16 protein-coding genes are annotated in these 15,371 nt (G+C 71.6%); 9 read left to right on the top strand and 7 right to left on the bottom strand.

Annotated features, from left to right (window positions below; all coding sequences use genetic code 11):
- Window positions 1-62 precede the first annotated feature (62 nt).
- From GTY58_RS37050 to GTY58_RS37035, 4 genes are all read right to left on the bottom strand, one after another.
- Window positions 63-1,175: an acyl-CoA dehydrogenase family protein gene (locus GTY58_RS37050; protein ID WP_037647049.1), complete on the bottom strand. Its 1,113-nt coding sequence runs from the start codon at window positions 1,173-1,175 to the stop codon at window positions 63-65.
- The gene (locus GTY58_RS37045) at window positions 1,172-2,353 is read right to left on the bottom strand and encodes an acyl-CoA dehydrogenase family protein (RefSeq protein ID WP_010988535.1); all 1,182 of its coding nucleotides are present in this window, start codon (window positions 2,351-2,353) and stop codon (window positions 1,172-1,174) included. The genes GTY58_RS37050 and GTY58_RS37045 overlap by 4 nt, the downstream gene beginning before the upstream one ends.
- Window positions 2,350-3,327: an NADPH:quinone oxidoreductase family protein gene (locus GTY58_RS37040; protein WP_037647048.1), complete on the bottom strand. Its 978-nt coding sequence runs from the start codon at window positions 3,325-3,327 to the stop codon at window positions 2,350-2,352. The genes GTY58_RS37045 and GTY58_RS37040 overlap by 4 nt, the downstream gene beginning before the upstream one ends.
- An 85-nt stretch (window positions 3,328-3,412) precedes the next feature.
- Complete coding sequence (locus GTY58_RS37035) at window positions 3,413-4,027, bottom strand: XRE family transcriptional regulator (RefSeq protein ID WP_042494639.1); 615 nt, start codon at window positions 4,025-4,027, stop codon at window positions 3,413-3,415.
- Between the two features lie 77 nt (window positions 4,028-4,104).
- Here GTY58_RS37035 and GTY58_RS37030 point away from each other — a divergent pair, with 77 nt between their 5' ends.
- From GTY58_RS37030 to GTY58_RS37010, 5 genes are all read left to right on the top strand, one after another.
- Window positions 4,105-5,079, top strand: a complete 975-nt coding sequence (locus GTY58_RS37030) for an NAD(P)/FAD-dependent oxidoreductase (RefSeq protein ID WP_037647047.1) — start codon at window positions 4,105-4,107, stop codon at window positions 5,077-5,079.
- A 29-nt stretch (window positions 5,080-5,108) separates the two neighbouring features.
- Window positions 5,109-6,647, top strand: coding sequence for an ATP-dependent DNA ligase (locus GTY58_RS37025; protein ID WP_010988531.1), 1,539 nt, complete (start codon window positions 5,109-5,111; stop codon window positions 6,645-6,647).
- On the top strand, window positions 6,644-7,108 hold the full coding sequence (locus GTY58_RS37020) for an NUDIX domain-containing protein (RefSeq protein WP_010988530.1): 465 nt from the start codon (window positions 6,644-6,646) through the stop codon (window positions 7,106-7,108). The genes GTY58_RS37025 and GTY58_RS37020 overlap by 4 nt, the downstream gene beginning before the upstream one ends.
- Before the next feature lie 73 nt (window positions 7,109-7,181).
- Entirely contained in the window at window positions 7,182-8,576 is a 1,395-nt protein-coding gene (locus GTY58_RS37015) for an NADP-dependent succinic semialdehyde dehydrogenase (RefSeq protein WP_010988529.1), read from the top strand.
- Window positions 8,577-8,601: 25 nt separating this feature from the next.
- The gene (locus GTY58_RS37010; RefSeq protein ID WP_010988528.1) at window positions 8,602-8,841 is read left to right on the top strand and encodes a DUF6213 family protein; all 240 of its coding nucleotides are present in this window, start codon (window positions 8,602-8,604) and stop codon (window positions 8,839-8,841) included.
- A gap of 15 nt (window positions 8,842-8,856) precedes the next feature.
- On the opposite strand, the gene GTY58_RS37005 is transcribed toward GTY58_RS37010, so the two are convergent.
- A complete protein-coding gene (locus tag GTY58_RS37005; protein WP_037647046.1) occupies window positions 8,857-9,531 on the bottom strand; it encodes a hypothetical protein in 675 nt (224 codons plus the stop codon).
- Window positions 9,532-9,731: 200 nt separating this feature from the next.
- Here GTY58_RS37005 and GTY58_RS37000 point away from each other — a divergent pair, with 200 nt between their 5' ends.
- Genes GTY58_RS37000 through GTY58_RS36990 form a run of 3 tightly spaced genes read left to right on the top strand, consistent with a single transcriptional unit; the run spans window position 9,732 to window position 12,545 of the window.
- Window positions 9,732-10,790, top strand: coding sequence for a type III polyketide synthase (locus GTY58_RS37000; protein WP_010988526.1), 1,059 nt, complete (start codon window positions 9,732-9,734; stop codon window positions 10,788-10,790).
- A gap of 4 nt (window positions 10,791-10,794) precedes the next feature.
- Window positions 10,795-12,009 carry a cytochrome P450 gene (locus GTY58_RS36995; protein WP_010988525.1) on the top strand — a complete coding sequence of 405 codons (1,215 nt, stop codon included), beginning with the start codon at window positions 10,795-10,797 and terminating at the stop codon, window positions 12,007-12,009.
- 8 nt (window positions 12,010-12,017) lie between these two features.
- The gene (locus GTY58_RS36990; protein WP_010988524.1) at window positions 12,018-12,545 is read left to right on the top strand and encodes a cupin domain-containing protein; all 528 of its coding nucleotides are present in this window, start codon (window positions 12,018-12,020) and stop codon (window positions 12,543-12,545) included.
- Between the two features lie 36 nt (window positions 12,546-12,581).
- Here the strand turns inward: GTY58_RS36990 and GTY58_RS36985 are convergent, their stop codons facing one another.
- Window positions 12,582-13,811, bottom strand: coding sequence for an acyl-CoA dehydrogenase family protein (locus tag GTY58_RS36985; RefSeq protein ID WP_010988523.1), 1,230 nt, complete (start codon window positions 13,809-13,811; stop codon window positions 12,582-12,584).
- A gap of 171 nt (window positions 13,812-13,982) precedes the next feature.
- Here GTY58_RS36985 and GTY58_RS36980 point away from each other — a divergent pair, with 171 nt between their 5' ends.
- Window positions 13,983-14,630, top strand: a complete 648-nt coding sequence (locus tag GTY58_RS36980; RefSeq protein WP_037647044.1) for a TetR family transcriptional regulator — start codon at window positions 13,983-13,985, stop codon at window positions 14,628-14,630.
- 127 nt (window positions 14,631-14,757) lie between these two features.
- Here GTY58_RS36980 and def read toward each other — a convergent pair whose 3' ends face one another.
- Window positions 14,758-15,318, bottom strand: a complete 561-nt coding sequence (gene def, locus GTY58_RS36975; RefSeq protein ID WP_010988521.1) for a peptide deformylase — start codon at window positions 15,316-15,318, stop codon at window positions 14,758-14,760.
- Window positions 15,319-15,371: the final 53 nt, after the last annotated feature.

Genomic DNA, 15,371 nt, shown 5'->3' with positions numbered 1-15,371 from the left:
CGTCGCGGCGGGGCACACCGAAAGGCCCGCCCCAGGTGGGGCGGGCTTCTTCCGGGTGTGCGTCAGGGGGCCCGGAGGTCGACCAGTTCGGCCAGCGCCTCGCGGTGACCGCCCGCCGTGCCGTACGCGATCGAGTCCGCCTTCGCCCGCTTGAGGTAGAGGTGGACCGGGTGTTCCCAGGTCATGCCGAGGCCGCCGTGCAGCTGGAGGGCCTCCTCCGCGGTGCGGACGGCGACCGGGGCCGCGTACGCCTGGGCGACGGCGACCGCCACGTCGCTGTCCGCGCTGCCGGTGGCGAGCGCGTCGGCCGCGTTCCGCGCCGCCGCCCGCAGGCTGACGACTTCCAGCCACAGCTGCGCGAGCCGGTGCTTGAGCGCCTGGAAGCCGCCGACGGGCCGGTTGAACTGCTTGCGCTCCTTCAAGTAGCGCACCGTTTCCGTCAAGCACCAGTCGGCCACGCCGAGTTGCTCGGAGGCGAGCAGTCCGGCACCGGCGCGCAGGGCCCGGCGTACGGCGGGCTCGGCGGCGCCCACGCGACGCGCCGGCGCTCCCTCGAAGGTGACCGTGGCGACCGGCCTGGTGAGGTCGAAGGAGACCTGCGGAGTGATCGTGACGGTGGCCGTGTCGTCGGCGTTCACCGCGTACAGCCCGCCGTCCTCTGCGGGCACCAGCAGCACATCGGCGGCCGCCGCGTCCGCGATGCCGGTCAACTCGCCATGCAGCGCGCCGTCTTCATGGCGTACGGCCCGGTAGGCTCCGCCCGGCGCGACGGACAGCGCGACGGCGAGCGCGCCCACCGTCCGCCCCGACGCGAGCGCGGCCAGCAGCTTCGCGGCCTCGTCGCCCTCACCGGCCAGCAGTGCCTCGGTGGCGACGACGGCACTGGTGAGGTAGGGCACGGGGGCGACCGCGCGGCCCAACTCCTCGAGGACCACGGCGGCTTCACGGTGCGAGGCACCCTGGCCGCCCTGCGCCTCGGGCACCAGGAGACCCGCGAGTCCCATGCCGTCCGCCAGGGCCTTCCACAGGGCGCGGTCGTGCGGGGCGTCCGACTCCGTGCGGGCGATGACGTCCGCCGCCCCGCAGTGATCGCGGAGGAGGTCGCGGACGACGGCGCGCAGTGCCTCTTCCTCCTCCGAGTACAGCAGATCCGGCTGCGTGCTCCGCGTGGTCATCGGGCGAGGTCCTTCCATGCGACGTCCTTGTCGGTGCGCGGCTCGGACGGCAGGCCCAGGACGCGTTCGGCGACGATGTTGAGCAGGACCTCGCTGGTCCCGCCCTCGATGCTGTTGCCCTTCGAGCGGAGGTAGCGGTAGCCCGCGTCGCGGCCGGTGAAGTCGACCAGTTCGGGTCGGCGCATCGTCCAGTCGTCGTACAACAGGCCTTCCTCGCCGAGGAGTTCGACCTCCAGCCCGCTGATCTCCTGGTTGAGGCGGGCGAACGACAGCTTCATGCCGGCGCCCTCGGGGCCGGGCTGGCCCGCCACGAGCTGCTGGCGCAGCCGCTCGCCGGTGAGACGGGCGACCTCGGCCTCGACCCACAGCTTCAGCAGCCGCTGGTGCAGATCGTGGGTGCGCAGTTCGGGGCGCTCGCGCCAGGTCCCGGCGACCGGGCCGATCATGCCGCCTTCGCGGGGCAGCCGCATGCCGCCGATGGCGACGCGTTCGTTGTTCAGCGTGGTCTGCGCGACCCGCCAGCCGTCACCGACGTCGCCGAGCCGGCGGGAGTCGGGGATGCGGACGTCGGTGAGGAACACCTCGTTGAACTCGGCCTCGCCGGTGATCTGGCGCAGCGGCCGGACCTCGACGCCCGGGTCGGTCATGTCGCAGATGAAGTAGGTGATGCCCCGGTGCTTGGGCACGTCCGGGTCGGTGCGGGCGATGAGGATGGCCCAGCGGGCGACGTGGGCGCTGGACGTCCACACCTTCTGCCCGTTGACCACCCACTCGTCGCCTTCACGGACGGCGCGCGTGCCCAGCGCGGCCAGGTCGGACCCGGCGCCCGGCTCGCTGAAGAGCTGGCACCAGACCTCCTCGCCGGCCCACAGCGGGCGCAGATAGCGCCGCTTCTGCTCCTCGGTGCCGTAGCCGAGGATCGTCGGCGCGGCCATGCCGAGGCCGATGCCGATACGCCGGGGGTCGTTGTCGGGGGCGCCCGCGGCCTCCAGTTCGGCGTCCACGACGGCCTGGAGCGTGCGCGGCACCCCGAGCCCGCCGAGTCCCTCCGGGTAGTGCACCCAGGCGAGTCCGGCGTCGAAACGGTCCTTGAGGAAGTCGAGCCGGTCCGTGGTCTCCGGCGGATGTGCGGCCAGCAACTCCTGGGTGAGGCGGCGCAGTTCGGCAGCGTCGGTCATGCGGTTGCTCCGTTCTCGAGCGAGGGGACCACGGCGACACGGCCCGTCGTGACGCCGTCGGCGACCCGCTGCACGGCGGCGGCGGCGCCGCCGAGCGGCACCCGCTCACTGACCAGCGGCTTGATCGCACCGCGCGTCGCCAGTTCGGTGAGCTGCTCGTGGCAGTGCTGGACCAGCTTGGGATTCTTGGTGTTGTAGAGGCCCCAGTGCAGGCCGAGGATCGCGTAGTTCTTCACCAGGGCGTGGTTCAGGGCGGGGCTCGGGATGGTGCCGCTCGCGAAGCCGACCACCACGATGCGCCCCTCGAAAGCGACGACCTTGGTGGACTGCGTGTACGCCGCCCCGCCGACGGGGTCGTAGATCACGTCCGCGCCGCGGCCGCCGGTCGCTTCCTTCACGGCGCCGATGACATCCTCGGTCCGTCGGTCCACGACGACGTCGCAGCCCAGCTCGCGGGCCACGGCGGCCTTGTCGGCCCCGCCGACGACGCCGATCACCGTGGCGCCCGCGGCCTTGCCGAGCTGCACCGCCGCGCTGCCGACCCCTCCCGCGGCAGCGTGCACGAGCAGGGTCTCCCCCGCCTCCAGGTGCGCCCGGCGGTGCAGACCGAACCAGCCGGTCTGGTAGCCGATGTGCAGGGCGGCGGCCTCGGCGTCGTCCAGCGCGTCGGGCGCGGGCAGCAGGGCCGCGGCATCGGCGACGGCGTACTCGGCGAAACCGCCGAACGGCAGCACGGGGTTCGCGAGGACGCGCCGTCCGTCCTCGGTCTCGCCACAGATCTCCACCCCGGGCGTGAACGGCAGCGGCGGCCTGACCTGGTACTGCCCGCGGCACAGCAGGGCGTCCGGGAAGTTGATGTTCGCCGCCCGCACCTTGAGGAGCACCTGGCCCTCGCCGGGCACCGGCCGCTCCACATCCTCGAGGCGCATCACCTCGCTCGGCTCGCCGTTCTGGTGCACTTGCCATGCCTGCATGCGGGGCCTCCACGGGACTGCTCGTCTGACCGGGGTCGATCGCATACTAAGCGGTCGCTTGCCCATCAGGGAACAGTCGCGTGCGTCACGAACGGGTGGGACGGGCCCGTACGTGCATCCGCTCCCCCTGCGGCCCGAACAGACTCAGAAACTCCGCCGGGCCCTCACCCGTGGACCCGAACCAGTGCGGCACCCGCGTGTCGAACTCGGCGGCCTCCCCCGGTCCGAGCACCACGTCGTGCTCGCCGAGGACCAGGCGCAGCCGCCCGGAGAGCACATAGAGCCACTCGTAGCCCTCGTGTGTCCGCAGATCCGGTTCGAGCTTGCGCTGGGGTTCGAGCACCTTGAACGCCTGTAGACCGCCGGGCTGCCGGGTGAGCGGCCAGTGGGTGCGGCCGTGCCGCACGATCGGTTTGGCCCGCACGCGCGGGTCGCTCACCGGCGGCGCCCCGACCAGCTCGTCGAGGGGCACCTGGTGAGCGCGGGCGATGGGCAGCAGCAGCTCCAGGCTGGGCTTGCGCAGCCCGGACTCCAGGCGCGAGAGCGTGCTCACGGAGATGCCGGTCGCCTCGGACAGCCCCGCGAGCGTGGCACCCCGTTCCTTCCGGATCCGCCGCAGCCGCGGCCCGACTTCGGCCAGAACCGCGTCCGTCTGCACTTCTTCGCTCTGCTCTTCCTCGCTCTGCTCTTCCTCGCTCATGCCCATATTGCAGAATCGGCAAAGCCATTTGTCAATACCGTCATGGTCGGGCGACCTTCTCCGTGGAGGTGGTCACCATGACCGAGAGGTACGAAGTGGTTGTCGTCGGCGGCGGCGCGGCGGGGCTGTCCGCGGCGCTGGTCCTCGGCCGGGCCCGGCGTCACACGCTCGTCGTCGACGCCGGCGAGCCGCGCAACGCGCCCGCCGCGCATCTGCAGGGCTTTCTGACCCGGGACGGCATGCCGCCCGCCGAGTTCCTCGCCGAGGGGCGGCGGGAGATCGGGCGGTACGGCGTCGAGCTGGTCCAAGGCCGCGTGGTGGACGTGGTCCGAGGCGGCGTCGGCGCGTTCGAGGTGACGCTCGCGGGCGGGCGTACGGTGCACGCGCGCCGGCTGGTCCTCGCCACCGGCCTGGTCGACGAGCTGCCGCCGGTGCCGGGCGTCGCCGAGCGCTTCGGGCGGGACGTGCTGCACTGCCCGTACTGCCACGGCTGGGAGGTCCGCGACGAGGCCTTCGGCGTGCTGGCCAGTACGCCGATGAGCGTGCACCAGGCGCTGATGGTCAGCCAGTGGTCCAAGGACGTGACCCTCTTCCTGCACACGGTCGGCGAGGACGAGCTCACGCACGACGACCGGCGCCGGCTCGCCGCGGCCGGGGTCACCCTGGTGTCCGGCGAGGTCGCGGGCCTGGAGGTGGACGAGGACCGGCTCACCGGGGTGCGGCTCGCGGACGGCACGACGCGGGACCGCTCGGTGCTGTTCGTCGCGCCCCGCGCCGTCCCGCGCACCGACCTGTTCGACCGGCTGGGCGCCGAGCTGCGGGAGACACCGTTCGGCACGTATCCGGTGGTCGACGAGACGGGCCTGACGACCGTGCCCGGCGTGTGGGCGGCGGGAAACGCGATCGGATTCGCGGAGCAGCTGGTGAACGCGGCGAGCGGCGGCTACCGGGCGGGCGCCGTGATCAACGGAGACCTGCTCTTCGCGGACCTCGACGCCGCCGCGGGTCCCGCCGCTTCGGGCGAGGCCGAGAACGCGGCTGAGCGGGTGTAGACCGGCCGCCTCCGTTGCACCATGGCTGCATGCTGCTGAGCCGCCTCGCCCATGTGTCCCGGGAGGTCGCCGCCACCTCGGCGCGGTCCCGGAAGATCGCGCTGCTCGCCGAGCTGTTCCGGGACGCCGACGCGGACGACGTGCCGATCGTGATCCCGTATCTGGCCGGACGCCTTCCGCAGGGGCGGCTCGGCATCGGCTGGAAGCTCCTCGGCCGGCCGGTCACGCCCGCGTCGGAGCCGTCGCTCACCGTGCGGGACGTGGACGCCCGGCTGACAGCGGTCGGCGCCGTCACGGGCACCGGCTCGCAGGCCGGGCGCGGGCGCCTGATGGGCGAGCTGATGGCGGCGGCCACCGACGTCGAGCAGGCCTTCCTGCGCGGGCTGCTCACCGGCGAGGTGCGGCAGGGCGCGCTGGACGCGGTCGCGGTCGAGGGGCTGGCCGAGGCGACCGGCGCGCCCCCCGCCGACGTACGACGGGCGGTGATGCTCGCCGGATCGCTCCAGACGGTGGCGCGGGCGCTGCTCGCGGAGGGCCCGGGGGCCCTGGACGGCTTCCGGCTCACCGTCGGCCGCCCGGTGCTGCCGATGCTGGCGCACACGGCGGGATCCGTGGCCGAGGCCGTCGGCAAGCTGGGCGCGTGTGCCGTCGAGGAGAAGCTCGACGGCATCCGCGTCCAGCTCCACCGCGACGGCGACCACGTACGGATCTACACCCGCACCCTCGACGACATCACCGACCGGTTGCCCGAACTCACCGCCGCCGCCCTGGAGTTGAAGGGCGACCGGTTCATTCTGGACGGTGAGGTCATCGCGCTGGACGGGAACGGGCGGCCGCGCTCCTTCCAGGAGATCGCCGGGCGCGTGGGCTCGCGCGTGGACGTGGCCGCGGCCGCCGCGTCGGTGCCCGTCTCCCCCGTGTTCTTCGACGCGCTGTCCGTCGACGGACGGGATCTGCTCGACCTGCCGTTCACCGAGCGGCACGCGGAGCTGGCCCGGCTGGTGCCCGAGCCGCTGCGCGTGCGGCGCGCGCTCGTGTCCGGTCCCGACGATGGCGCCGCCGCCGAGACGTTCCTCGCCGACACGCTCGCGCGCGGCCACGAGGGCGTCGTGGTCAAAGCCCTCGACGCCCCCTACAGCGCGGGCCGGCGCGGCGCCTCCTGGCTGAAGGTCAAGCCCGTGCACACCCTCGACCTGGTGGTGCTCGCGGCCGAGTGGGGCCACGGGCGGCGCACCGGCAAGCTGTCCAACCTGCACCTCGGGGCGCGCGCCGCGGACGGGTCCTTCGCGATGCTCGGCAAGACGTTCAAGGGCATGACCGACGCGATGCTGACCTGGCAGACCGAGCGGCTGACGGAGCTGGCCGTCGAGGAGAACGGCTCCGTGGTGACCGTACGGCCGGAACTCGTCGTCGAGATCGCGTACGACGGTCTCCAGAAGTCCACCCGCTACCCGGCCGGCGTCACCCTCCGCTTCGCCCGCGTCGTCCGGTACCGCGAGGACAAGACCCCGGCCGAGGCCGACACGGTCGAGACCTTGCTCGCCGCGCACCCGGAGGTGACCCGGTGAGCGGGAAGCGCAGCGCGGGGCTGCTGTTGTTCCGGCACACCGACGACGGTATCGAGGTGTTGCTCGGCCATATGGGCGGCCCGTTCTTCGCCCGCCGTGACGCCGGGGCGTGGTCCGTCCCGAAGGGCGAGTACGAGCCCGACGAGCCGGCCTGGGACGCCGCGCGCCGGGAGTTCCAGGAGGAGCTGGGGCTCGCGCCGCCCGACGGGCAGGCCGTGCCGCTCGGCGAGGTCCGGCAGGCGAACGGCAAGATCGTCACCGCGTGGGCGATCGAGGCGGACCTCGACCCGGCGACCGTGGTGCCCGGCACCTTCACGATGGAGTGGCCGCCGAAGTCGGGCCGAAGTCAGGAGTTCCCCGAGCTGGACCGGGTGGAGTGGTTCGGCCTGGACCGGGCGCGCGCCGTGATCGTGAAGGGGCAGACGGGGTTTCTCGACCGGCTGGCGGAGCACTCGGGCTGAGAGCACCCTTCGCGTTGCGCCGCCCCGCGCCGCGCGGGAGGGTCGAAGGACAGCCCGCATCAGGAGGTCGGCCATGCCCATCGCGACGGTGAACCCGGCGACCGGCGAGACGCTCAAGACGTACGAAGCCCTGGACGCCGAGGCGATCGAGCGCAGGCTCGCGGCGGCACAGAGCGCGTTCCGGACCCATCGCACGACCACGTTCGCCGAGCGGGCGCGGCTGCTGCACAGGGCGGCGGACCTGCTCGACGAGGACCAGCGGGACATCGCCCGGGTGATGACGACCGAGATGGGCAAGCCGGTCAAGCAGGCCCGCGCCGAGGCCGCGAAGTGCGCGAAGGCGATGCACTGGTATGCCGACCACGCCGAGGAGCTGCTCGCGGACGAGGAACCGGCCGATTCCGATGTGAAGGACTCCGGGGCCTCGCGCGCCCTGGTCCGCTATCGGCCGCTGGGCCCGGTGCTGGCCGTGATGCCGTGGAACTTCCCCCTGTGGCAGGTGGTCCGGTTCGCCGCGCCCGCGCTGATGGCGGGCAACGTGGGCCTGCTCAAGCACTCCTCGAACGTCCCGCAGACCGCCCTCTACCTGGAGGACCTGTTCCGCCGGGCCGGCTTCCCCGACGGCTGCTTCCAGACGCTGCTCATCGGCTCCGGCGCCGTCGAGGGCATCCTGCGCGACCCGCGCGTCCGGGCGGCCACGCTGACCGGCAGCGAACCGGCCGGCCGGGCCGTGGCCTCGGTCGCCGGGGACCAGGTCAAGAAGACGGTCCTGGAGCTCGGCGGCAGCGACCCGTTCGTCGTGATGCCGTCCGCCGACATCGACCGGGCCGCGAAGACCGCGGTGACCGCGCGGGTCCAGAACAACGGGCAGTCGTGCATCGCCGCGAAGCGGTTCATCGTGCACACGGACGTGTTCGACGCCTTCGCCGAGCGCTTCACGGCGGGCATGGCGGCGCTGAAGGTCGGCGACCCGCTGGACGAGGACACGGAGGTCGGGCCGCTCTCCACCGAGCAGGGCCGCACCGATCTGGAGGAGCTGGTCGACGACGCGGTCGAGAACGGCGCGACGGTGCTGTGCGGCGGCGAGCGCCCCGAGGGGTACACGGAGCGCGGCTACTACTACGCGCCGACCGTCCTCACCGACATCACCCCCGAGATGCGCATCCACCTCGAGGAGGCGTTCGGCCCGGTCGCCACGCTCTACCGGGCGGCCGATCTCGACGAGGCGGTGGCCATCGCCAACGACACGCCGTTCGGACTGAGTTCCAACGTCTGGACGCGCGAGGACGCCGAGGTCGACCGGTTCGTACGCGACCTGGAGGCCGGTGGCGTGTTCGTCAACGGGATGACGGCATCCCATCCCGCGTTCCCCTTCGGCGGGGTCAAGCGGTCGGGTTACGGTCGTGAGCTGTCCGGACACGGAATCCGCGAGTTCTGCAACATCACCACCGTATGGCACGGAGCGTGAGCGTTCCGCGGCTACGATCCCCTCTGTGAACCGCGAAGTGACCCTGCCTCTGATCGTCGACGACCGCGGCACGTTGCAGGTCTCGGCCGCCGACGTCAGCAAGCTGCTGCGCACGGTGGGCGGCCGGTGGCTGCATCTGGTGGAGGCCGGTCAGGACGGGCTGGACGAGGACACGGTGGCGACGCTCACCATCGAACTCGCCAAGCTCGCCGACCGCATCGACGTGGCCTGCATCGCCCACAGCAGCGGGACGACGGCCGGCTGACGTACGGGCGGCCCCTCAGGCCGTGCGCTGGTCCAGCTCCCACAGGGCGTGCCAGAACCTCGCCTCGTAGCCCTGGAGCAGCCGCCCGTAGCGCTGGGCCTCGTCCTCGTCGACCAGCCCGTAGTCCAGGCCTGCCTGCACGGCGGCCTGCGCCTTCTGTTCCAGCTCCGGCGCGGGCTCGGCGAAGAGGTCGAAGAAGCCGCAGGCCGCGTCGTCGAAGCCGTAGTGGCGGCGCAGGGCTTCGGCGATCGTCGCGCAGTAGCCGCCCCACGTGGCGAAGTTGGCGCTCAGCGCGAGCACCACGTCGGCCGGCGAGCCGTTCAGCGCGAGCCAGGCGACGTACGCCGGATAGGTCTGGCAGTCCGCGAGGGGCTCGTACGCGGCGGTCCACGCCTCGTCCACCCCGCAGGCGGCGGCGTACGCCGCGAGCCGGTCCCCGGCCAGATCCTCACTCTCCGTGAGAATGTCGAAGAACGCGGCGCACTCCGGTTCGTTCACCGACCGCTGTGCCAGATGCAGGAACGCCTGGCGGTCCGCCGCGATCACATGGCGCTGTTCGAGGGCGAGCGCCGCGAGTGTGGTGCGCCGGGCGGCACCCCGGGCGATCAGCGGCAGCAGCCGGTTGGCATGGGGGTCGGGGGCGAGTCTTCCGGTGGTCGTCTCCAGCAGTTCCCTTGCTGTCCGCGCCATCGCCGCCACTCCTTCGGCTTCGCTGCTCTGTTGCCCTCCCACCAGCGTCTCATGTGCTGGTCACGGGCGGGGGTCACGCACTGTCACTCGCTGGAACGGAGTAGTCCGACGGGATATCCACGCTCCCCCGGGTGATCGTGGGTGAGCCCCACTTCCCCCGGGGGACGAAGAGTCCTCCGGAAGGCGAAAGAAGGTCCTCCATGGCGACGCTGTGCAAACCCGCGGTCTCTGTCCCGGAACACGTGATCACAATGGAGGAGACGCTCGAACTGGCGCGCTCCCGACACCCCGATCACCCCCAACTCCCGCTCGCGCTGCGGCTGATCGAGAACACGGGGGTCCACACCCGGCACATCGTGCAGCCGATCGAGGAGACGCTGAAGCATCCTGGCTTCGAGGAGCGCAACCACGTCTACGAGGCCGAGGCCAAGGCCCGTGTCCCCGCGGTGGTGCAGCGGGCGCTGGACGAGGCCGAGCTGCTCACCACCGACATCGACGTGATCATCTACGTGTCGTGCACGGGGTTCATGATGCCCTCGCTGACGGCCTACCTGATCAACTCGATGGACTTCAGCTCCGACACCCGGCAGATACCCATAGCCCAGCTGGGCTGTGCCGCGGGCGGCTCGGCGATCAACCGGGCACACGACTTCTGCACGGCCTACCCCCAGGCCAACGCGCTCATCGTGGCCTGCGAGTTCTGCTCCCTGTGCTACCAGCCCACCGACCTGGGCGTCGGCTCACTCCTGTCGAACGGGCTGTTCGGCGACGGCATCGCCGCCGCGGCCGTCCGCGGCAAGGGCGGCACCGGCATCACGCTGGAGCGCAACGCGTCGTACCTGATCCCCAAGACCGACGAGTGGATCAGTTACGACGTCCGCGCCACCGGCTTCCACTTCCTGCTGGACAAGCGGGTGCCTGGCACGATGGAGCCGCTCGCTCCGGCACTCCAGGAGCTGGCGAGCCAGCACGGCTGGGACGCCTCCGACCTGGACTTCTACATCATCCACGCGGGCGGTCCGCGCATCCTGGACGACCTGAGCAAGTTCCTGCGAGTGCCGCCGGAGGCCTTCCGGTTCAGCCGGGCCACGCTCACCGAGTACGGCAACATCGCGAGCGCCGTCGTCCTGGACGCGCTGCGCCGGCTCTTCGACGAGGGCGGCGCCGAGCACGCGGCGCGCGGCATGCTCGCCGGCTTCGGGCCCGGCATCACCGCCGAGATGTCGCTGGGCCGCTGGCACCGCACCGACGAGGCGTAGAGAGATGACCGAGAAAACGATCACCGAGGCCCTGCCGCCCGTCCGCCACTGGCCCGCGCTCAACCTGACGGGCGTGGAGTTCGACCCGGTGCTGTCCCAGCTGATGAGCGAGGGTCCGGTCAGCCGGATCCAGCTGCCCAACGGCGAGGGCTGGGCGTGGCTGGTGACCCGCTACGACGACGTACGCATGGTCGCCAACGACCCCCGGTTCAGCCGCGCGGCGGTCATGGGGCGGCAGGTCACCCGGCTCGCCCCGCACTTCATTCCCACGGCGGGCGCGGTCGGGTTCCTCGACCCGCCCGACCACACCCGGCTGCGCCGCTCGGTGGCGGCCGCCTTCACGGCGCGCGGGGTGGAGCGGGTGCGGGAGAAGTCCCGCCGGATGCTCGACGAGCTGATCGACGAGCTGCTCCGGGGCGGGCCGCCCGCCGACCTCGTCGAGACGGTCCTGAGCCCCTTCCCGATCGCGGTCGTCTGCGAGCTGATGGGCGTGCCGGCCGCCGACCGGCACAGCATGCACACCTGGACCCAGCTGATCCTGTCCTCCGCGCACGGCGCCGAGGTCAGCGAGAAGGCCAGGAACGACATGGGCGCGCATTTCGAGCGGCTCATCGGCGAGCGGCGCGGCAGCACGGGCGAGGATGTCACTTCGCTGCTCGGCGCCGCCGTGGGCAGCGGCGAGATCACCCTCGACGAGGCCGTCGGGCTCGCCGTGCTCATCCAGATCGGCGGCGAGGCGGTCACCAACAACAGCGGGCAGCTGTTCTACATCCTGCTGACCCGCCCCGACCTCGCGGAACGGCTGCGCGCCGAGCCGAAGATCCGTCCGCAGGGCATCGACGAGCTGCTGCGCTACATCCCGCACCGCAACGCGGTCGGCCTCTCGCGGATCGCGACGGAGGACATCGAGATCCGGGGCGTACGCATCCGGGAGGGCGACACGGTGTACGTGTCGTACCTGGCCGCCAACCGCGACCCGGACGTCTTCCCGGATCCCGAACGGATCGACCTCACGCGCAGCCCGAACCCGCATGTGTCGTTCGGCTTCGGACCGCATTACTGCGTGGGCGGGATGCTGGCCCGGCTGGAGTCCGAGCTGCTGGTCGAGGCGCTGCTCGACCGGGTGCCGGGGCTGCGGCTCGCGGTCCCGCCGGGCCTGGTGCCCTTCAAGAAGGGTGCGTTGATCCGCGGGCCCGAAGCCCTGCCCGTGACCTGGTGAGCGGGCTCATGACGGCCACCGAAGGACTCCTCGTGCCGCCGGGGCACGGCCGCGTCGTCCGGACGCCCGCCCAGCACGTGACGTTCAAGGTGACCGGCACGCACTCACGGATGGCGTCGAGCTTCGAGGTGGTCGTACCGCCCGGCTTCGACGTGGGCGCGCATGTGCACACCCGCAGCGAGGAGCTGTTCTACGTGCTCGAAGGCGAGCTGGACGTGCTCGCCTTCGAGCCGCGGGTCCGCACGCCCGACAACTGGAAGCACTGGGAGTCCCGTTCGGGCACCCGGGTGGTACGGGCCACTCCCGGCACGGTCATCGTCGTACCGCCCGGCTGCCCGCACGCCTTCGCGAACCCCACCGACACCCCGGCGAAGATGTTCTTCCAGGCGTCCCCGCCACCGGACCACGAACGGTACTTCGACGAACTCCTGGAGATCCTGGGCAGCGGCGGCCCGCCGGACCACGCGGCGATCGAGGAACTGCGGGCGAGATACGACATCCAGCAGCTCACACCGCTGAGGCTGAAGCACCACTGAGATACCGCCGACCGCGGCGCCCCGCCAGGCGGCGTACTAACGGATCGGCATCCCCGACAGGGTGCGGGCGATCACCAGCCGCTGGATCTCGCTCGTCCCCTCGAAGATTGTATAAATCGCGGCATCCCGGTGCATCCGCTCCACCGGGTACTCCCGGGTGAAACCGTTGCCACCGAGGATCTGGACCGCCTGGGCGGTCACCTTCTTCGCGGTCTCGCTGGCGAACAGCTTCGACATGGACCCCTCGGCCGCGGTGAACGGCTTGCCGTTGACCGCCATCCAGGAGGCCCGCCACACCAGCAGCCGCGCCGCGTCGATGGACGTACGCATGTCGGCCAGCTGGAAGGCGACACCCTGGTTGTCGATGATCGGCCGGCCGAACTGCTCGCGCGTCTTCGCGTACTCCAGGGCCTCCTCGTACGCGGCCCGGGCCGTGCCCACCGCCATGGCGCCGACCGCCGGGCGGGACGCCTCGAACGTGGCCATCGCGGCGTTCTTCACGCGCTCGCCGCCCCCCGCCCTGGCCCGCTCGCGGGCCCGGGCCAGACGCTCGTCCAGCTTCTCCTTGCCGCCGAGCAGGCAGGAACCGGGAATCCGCGCGTTCTCCAGGACGACCTCGGCGGTGTGCGAGGCGCGGATGCCGTGCTTCTTGAACTTCTGCCCCTGGGACAGGCCCGGCGTGTTCGGCGGGACGATGAAGGAGGCGTGGCCCTTGGAGCCCAGCTCCGAGTCGACGACCGCGACCACGACGTGGACATTGGCGATGCCGCCGTTGGTCGCCCAGGTCTTCGTGCCGTTGAGGACCCACTCGTCCTTGGCCTCGTCGTACACGGCACGGGTGCGCATCGAAGACACGTCGGAGCCGGCGTCGGGCTCGGAGGAGCAGAACGCCGCGACCTTGACATCGTTGGCATCGCCGTACATCTGGGGGATCCAGGTGCCGATCTGCTCCTCGGTGCCGTTGGCGAGGACGCCCACGGCGGCGAGGCCGGTGCCGACGATGGACAGGGCGATGCCCGCGTCGCCCCAGAACAGCTCCTCCATCGCCATGGGTATGCCGAGGCCGGTGGGGTCGAAGTACTGCTGGGCGTAGAAGTCCAGGGAGTAGATGCCGACCTTCGCGGCCTCCTGGATGACCGGCCACGGCGTCTCTTCACGCTCGTCCCATTCGGCGGCCGCGGGGCGGATCACATCGGCGGCGAAGCCGTGCAGCCAGTCCCTGACCTCCTTCTGTTCGTCGTTGAGCTCCATGGTGAACTCGGCCATGTCCCCTCCAGCGCTGCATTAAGGTGTTACTTGCGGTAACCAGAGTCTGTTACTGACCAGTAGGGAAAGTCAACTCCCGGGCCTCCTTCGGCAGCCCGTTCGATACGAGCAGGCCTGTGGGTGTTAGTTTGCGCAGGCGTCACCGAAAACAGCACGGGTGGGGAGAGGCTCATGGACACCACGCAGCAGCGGACCGATCAACAGCGGTCCGCCGATCGCCGTCGGCGCGAGCTGCTGGAGGCCGCCGACAGAGTGGTGCTCCGCGACGGCCCCGGGGCCTCGATGAACGCCATCGCCGCGGAGGCCGGCATCACCAAGCCGATCCTCTACCGCCACTTCGGCGACAAGAGCGGCCTGTACGCCGCCCTCGCCAAGCGCCACACCGACGCCCTGCTCGACTCGCTGCGGGCCGCGCTCGACGCACCCGCGGAACGCAGGGAGCGCGTCGAGTCCACACTCGACACCTACCTCGCCGCGATCGAGGCACGGCCGCAGGTGTACCGGTTCCTGATGCACCCGTCGGAGGGCGGCTCGCAGAGCGACCAGGGCTTCGACACGGGCAAGAACTCCGTTCCCGTGCTGCGGCGCATGGGCGAGGAACTGGCACAGGTCATCGAGGAACGGCTCGACCTCGGGCCCGGCAGCCAGCAGCTCGCGCGGGTGTGGGGGCACGGGATCGTCGGCATGATGCATGCGGCGGGCGACTGGTGGCTGGGCGAACGGCCGTGCTCGCGGGCCGAGTTGGTGCGGAGTCTGGCCGACCTGCTGTGGGGACGGCTCGCCGCGGCGGGCGACAAGATCGGCGGCCCTGGGTTCTGAGAGCCGCCTCCCGGGTTCGGGGCGTCGTGGCTGGTCCCGGGTTTCCCGGTGGTCCGTGGCTGGTCCCGGGTTCTGGTCGCCCCTGGCCGATCCCGGGTTCCGGTCGTCCATGGTTGGTCTCGCACCCCTAGCGGGGCTCCGGGGCTCTTTGGCGATTCCACGGGGCCCGTGCCGCCTGTCGCATCACCCTTCGGTGTCGCCAGCCGGAGACCCGGTCCACATACACCCCGCCGTCGAGGTGATCGCACTCGTGTTGCAGGCACCGGGCGAACCACCCCGTCCCGAGCACCCGCACCGGCTCGCCGTCCGTCGTGAAGCCCTCGACGACGGCACGGTCGTACCGCTCGGTGCCCGCCTCCAGGCCAGGCAGCGACAGACAGCCCTCCGGCCCCCGCAACACCACACCGTCCGCCTCGATCAGACGCGGATTCACCACATGTCCGACATGACGGACATCCTCGTCGTCGGGACAGTCGTAGACGAAGACCCGTAGCGGCACGCCGATCTGGTTCGCGGCGAGGCCCACCCCGTTCGCCGCGTACATCGTGGCGAACATGTCCTCGACGAGGCGGGCCAGTTCGGGGCCGTGGTCGGTCACCTCCTCGCACGGTGCGTGCAGGACGGGGTCGCCGAGCAGAGCGAGGGGTCTGACGTGCCCTCGGGTGCCCGGGATGGAGCCGTGTCGCATGGCGGCAAGGGTACGGTCCTCAATGTCGCGCGGGCACCGGGGTGGTGCCGCGA

It is taken from the genome of Streptomyces sp. SID5469, assembly GCF_009862865.1.
Classification (GTDB): domain Bacteria; phylum Actinomycetota; class Actinomycetes; order Streptomycetales; family Streptomycetaceae; genus Streptomyces; species Streptomyces avermitilis.
This window is presented reverse-complemented; position numbering and strand designations above follow the sequence as displayed.

What these genes read in the sequence shown, in the direction of transcription:
- GTY58_RS37015 (WP_010988529.1), top strand. Translation starts at nt 7,182, where the DNA reads ATGCCCATCGCGACGGTGAACCCGGCGACCGGCGAGACGCTCAAGACG.
- GTY58_RS37050 (WP_037647049.1), bottom strand. Translation starts at nt 1,175, where the DNA reads ATGACCACGCGGAGCACGCAGCCGGATCTGCTGTACTCGGAGGAGGAA.
- GTY58_RS37000 (WP_010988526.1), top strand. Translation starts at nt 9,732, where the DNA reads ATGGCGACGCTGTGCAAACCCGCGGTCTCTGTCCCGGAACACGTGATC.
- GTY58_RS36990 (WP_010988524.1), top strand. Translation starts at nt 12,018, where the DNA reads ATGACGGCCACCGAAGGACTCCTCGTGCCGCCGGGGCACGGCCGCGTC.
- GTY58_RS36995 (WP_010988525.1), top strand. Translation starts at nt 10,795, where the DNA reads ATGACCGAGAAAACGATCACCGAGGCCCTGCCGCCCGTCCGCCACTGG.
- GTY58_RS37030 (WP_037647047.1), top strand. Translation starts at nt 4,105, where the DNA reads ATGACCGAGAGGTACGAAGTGGTTGTCGTCGGCGGCGGCGCGGCGGGG.
- GTY58_RS37005 (WP_037647046.1), bottom strand. Translation starts at nt 9,531, where the DNA reads ATGGCGCGGACAGCAAGGGAACTGCTGGAGACGACCACCGGAAGACTC.
- def (WP_010988521.1), bottom strand. Translation starts at nt 15,318, where the DNA reads ATGCGACACGGCTCCATCCCGGGCACCCGAGGGCACGTCAGACCCCTC.
- GTY58_RS36985 (WP_010988523.1), bottom strand. Translation starts at nt 13,811, where the DNA reads ATGGCCGAGTTCACCATGGAGCTCAACGACGAACAGAAGGAGGTCAGG.
- GTY58_RS36980 (WP_037647044.1), top strand. Translation starts at nt 13,983, where the DNA reads ATGGACACCACGCAGCAGCGGACCGATCAACAGCGGTCCGCCGATCGC.
- GTY58_RS37040 (WP_037647048.1), bottom strand. Translation starts at nt 3,327, where the DNA reads ATGCAGGCATGGCAAGTGCACCAGAACGGCGAGCCGAGCGAGGTGATG.
- GTY58_RS37035 (WP_042494639.1), bottom strand. Translation starts at nt 4,027, where the DNA reads ATGAGCGAGGAAGAGCAGAGCGAGGAAGAGCAGAGCGAAGAAGTGCAG.
- GTY58_RS37045 (WP_010988535.1), bottom strand. Translation starts at nt 2,353, where the DNA reads ATGACCGACGCTGCCGAACTGCGCCGCCTCACCCAGGAGTTGCTGGCC.
- GTY58_RS37025 (WP_010988531.1), top strand. Translation starts at nt 5,109, where the DNA reads ATGCTGCTGAGCCGCCTCGCCCATGTGTCCCGGGAGGTCGCCGCCACC.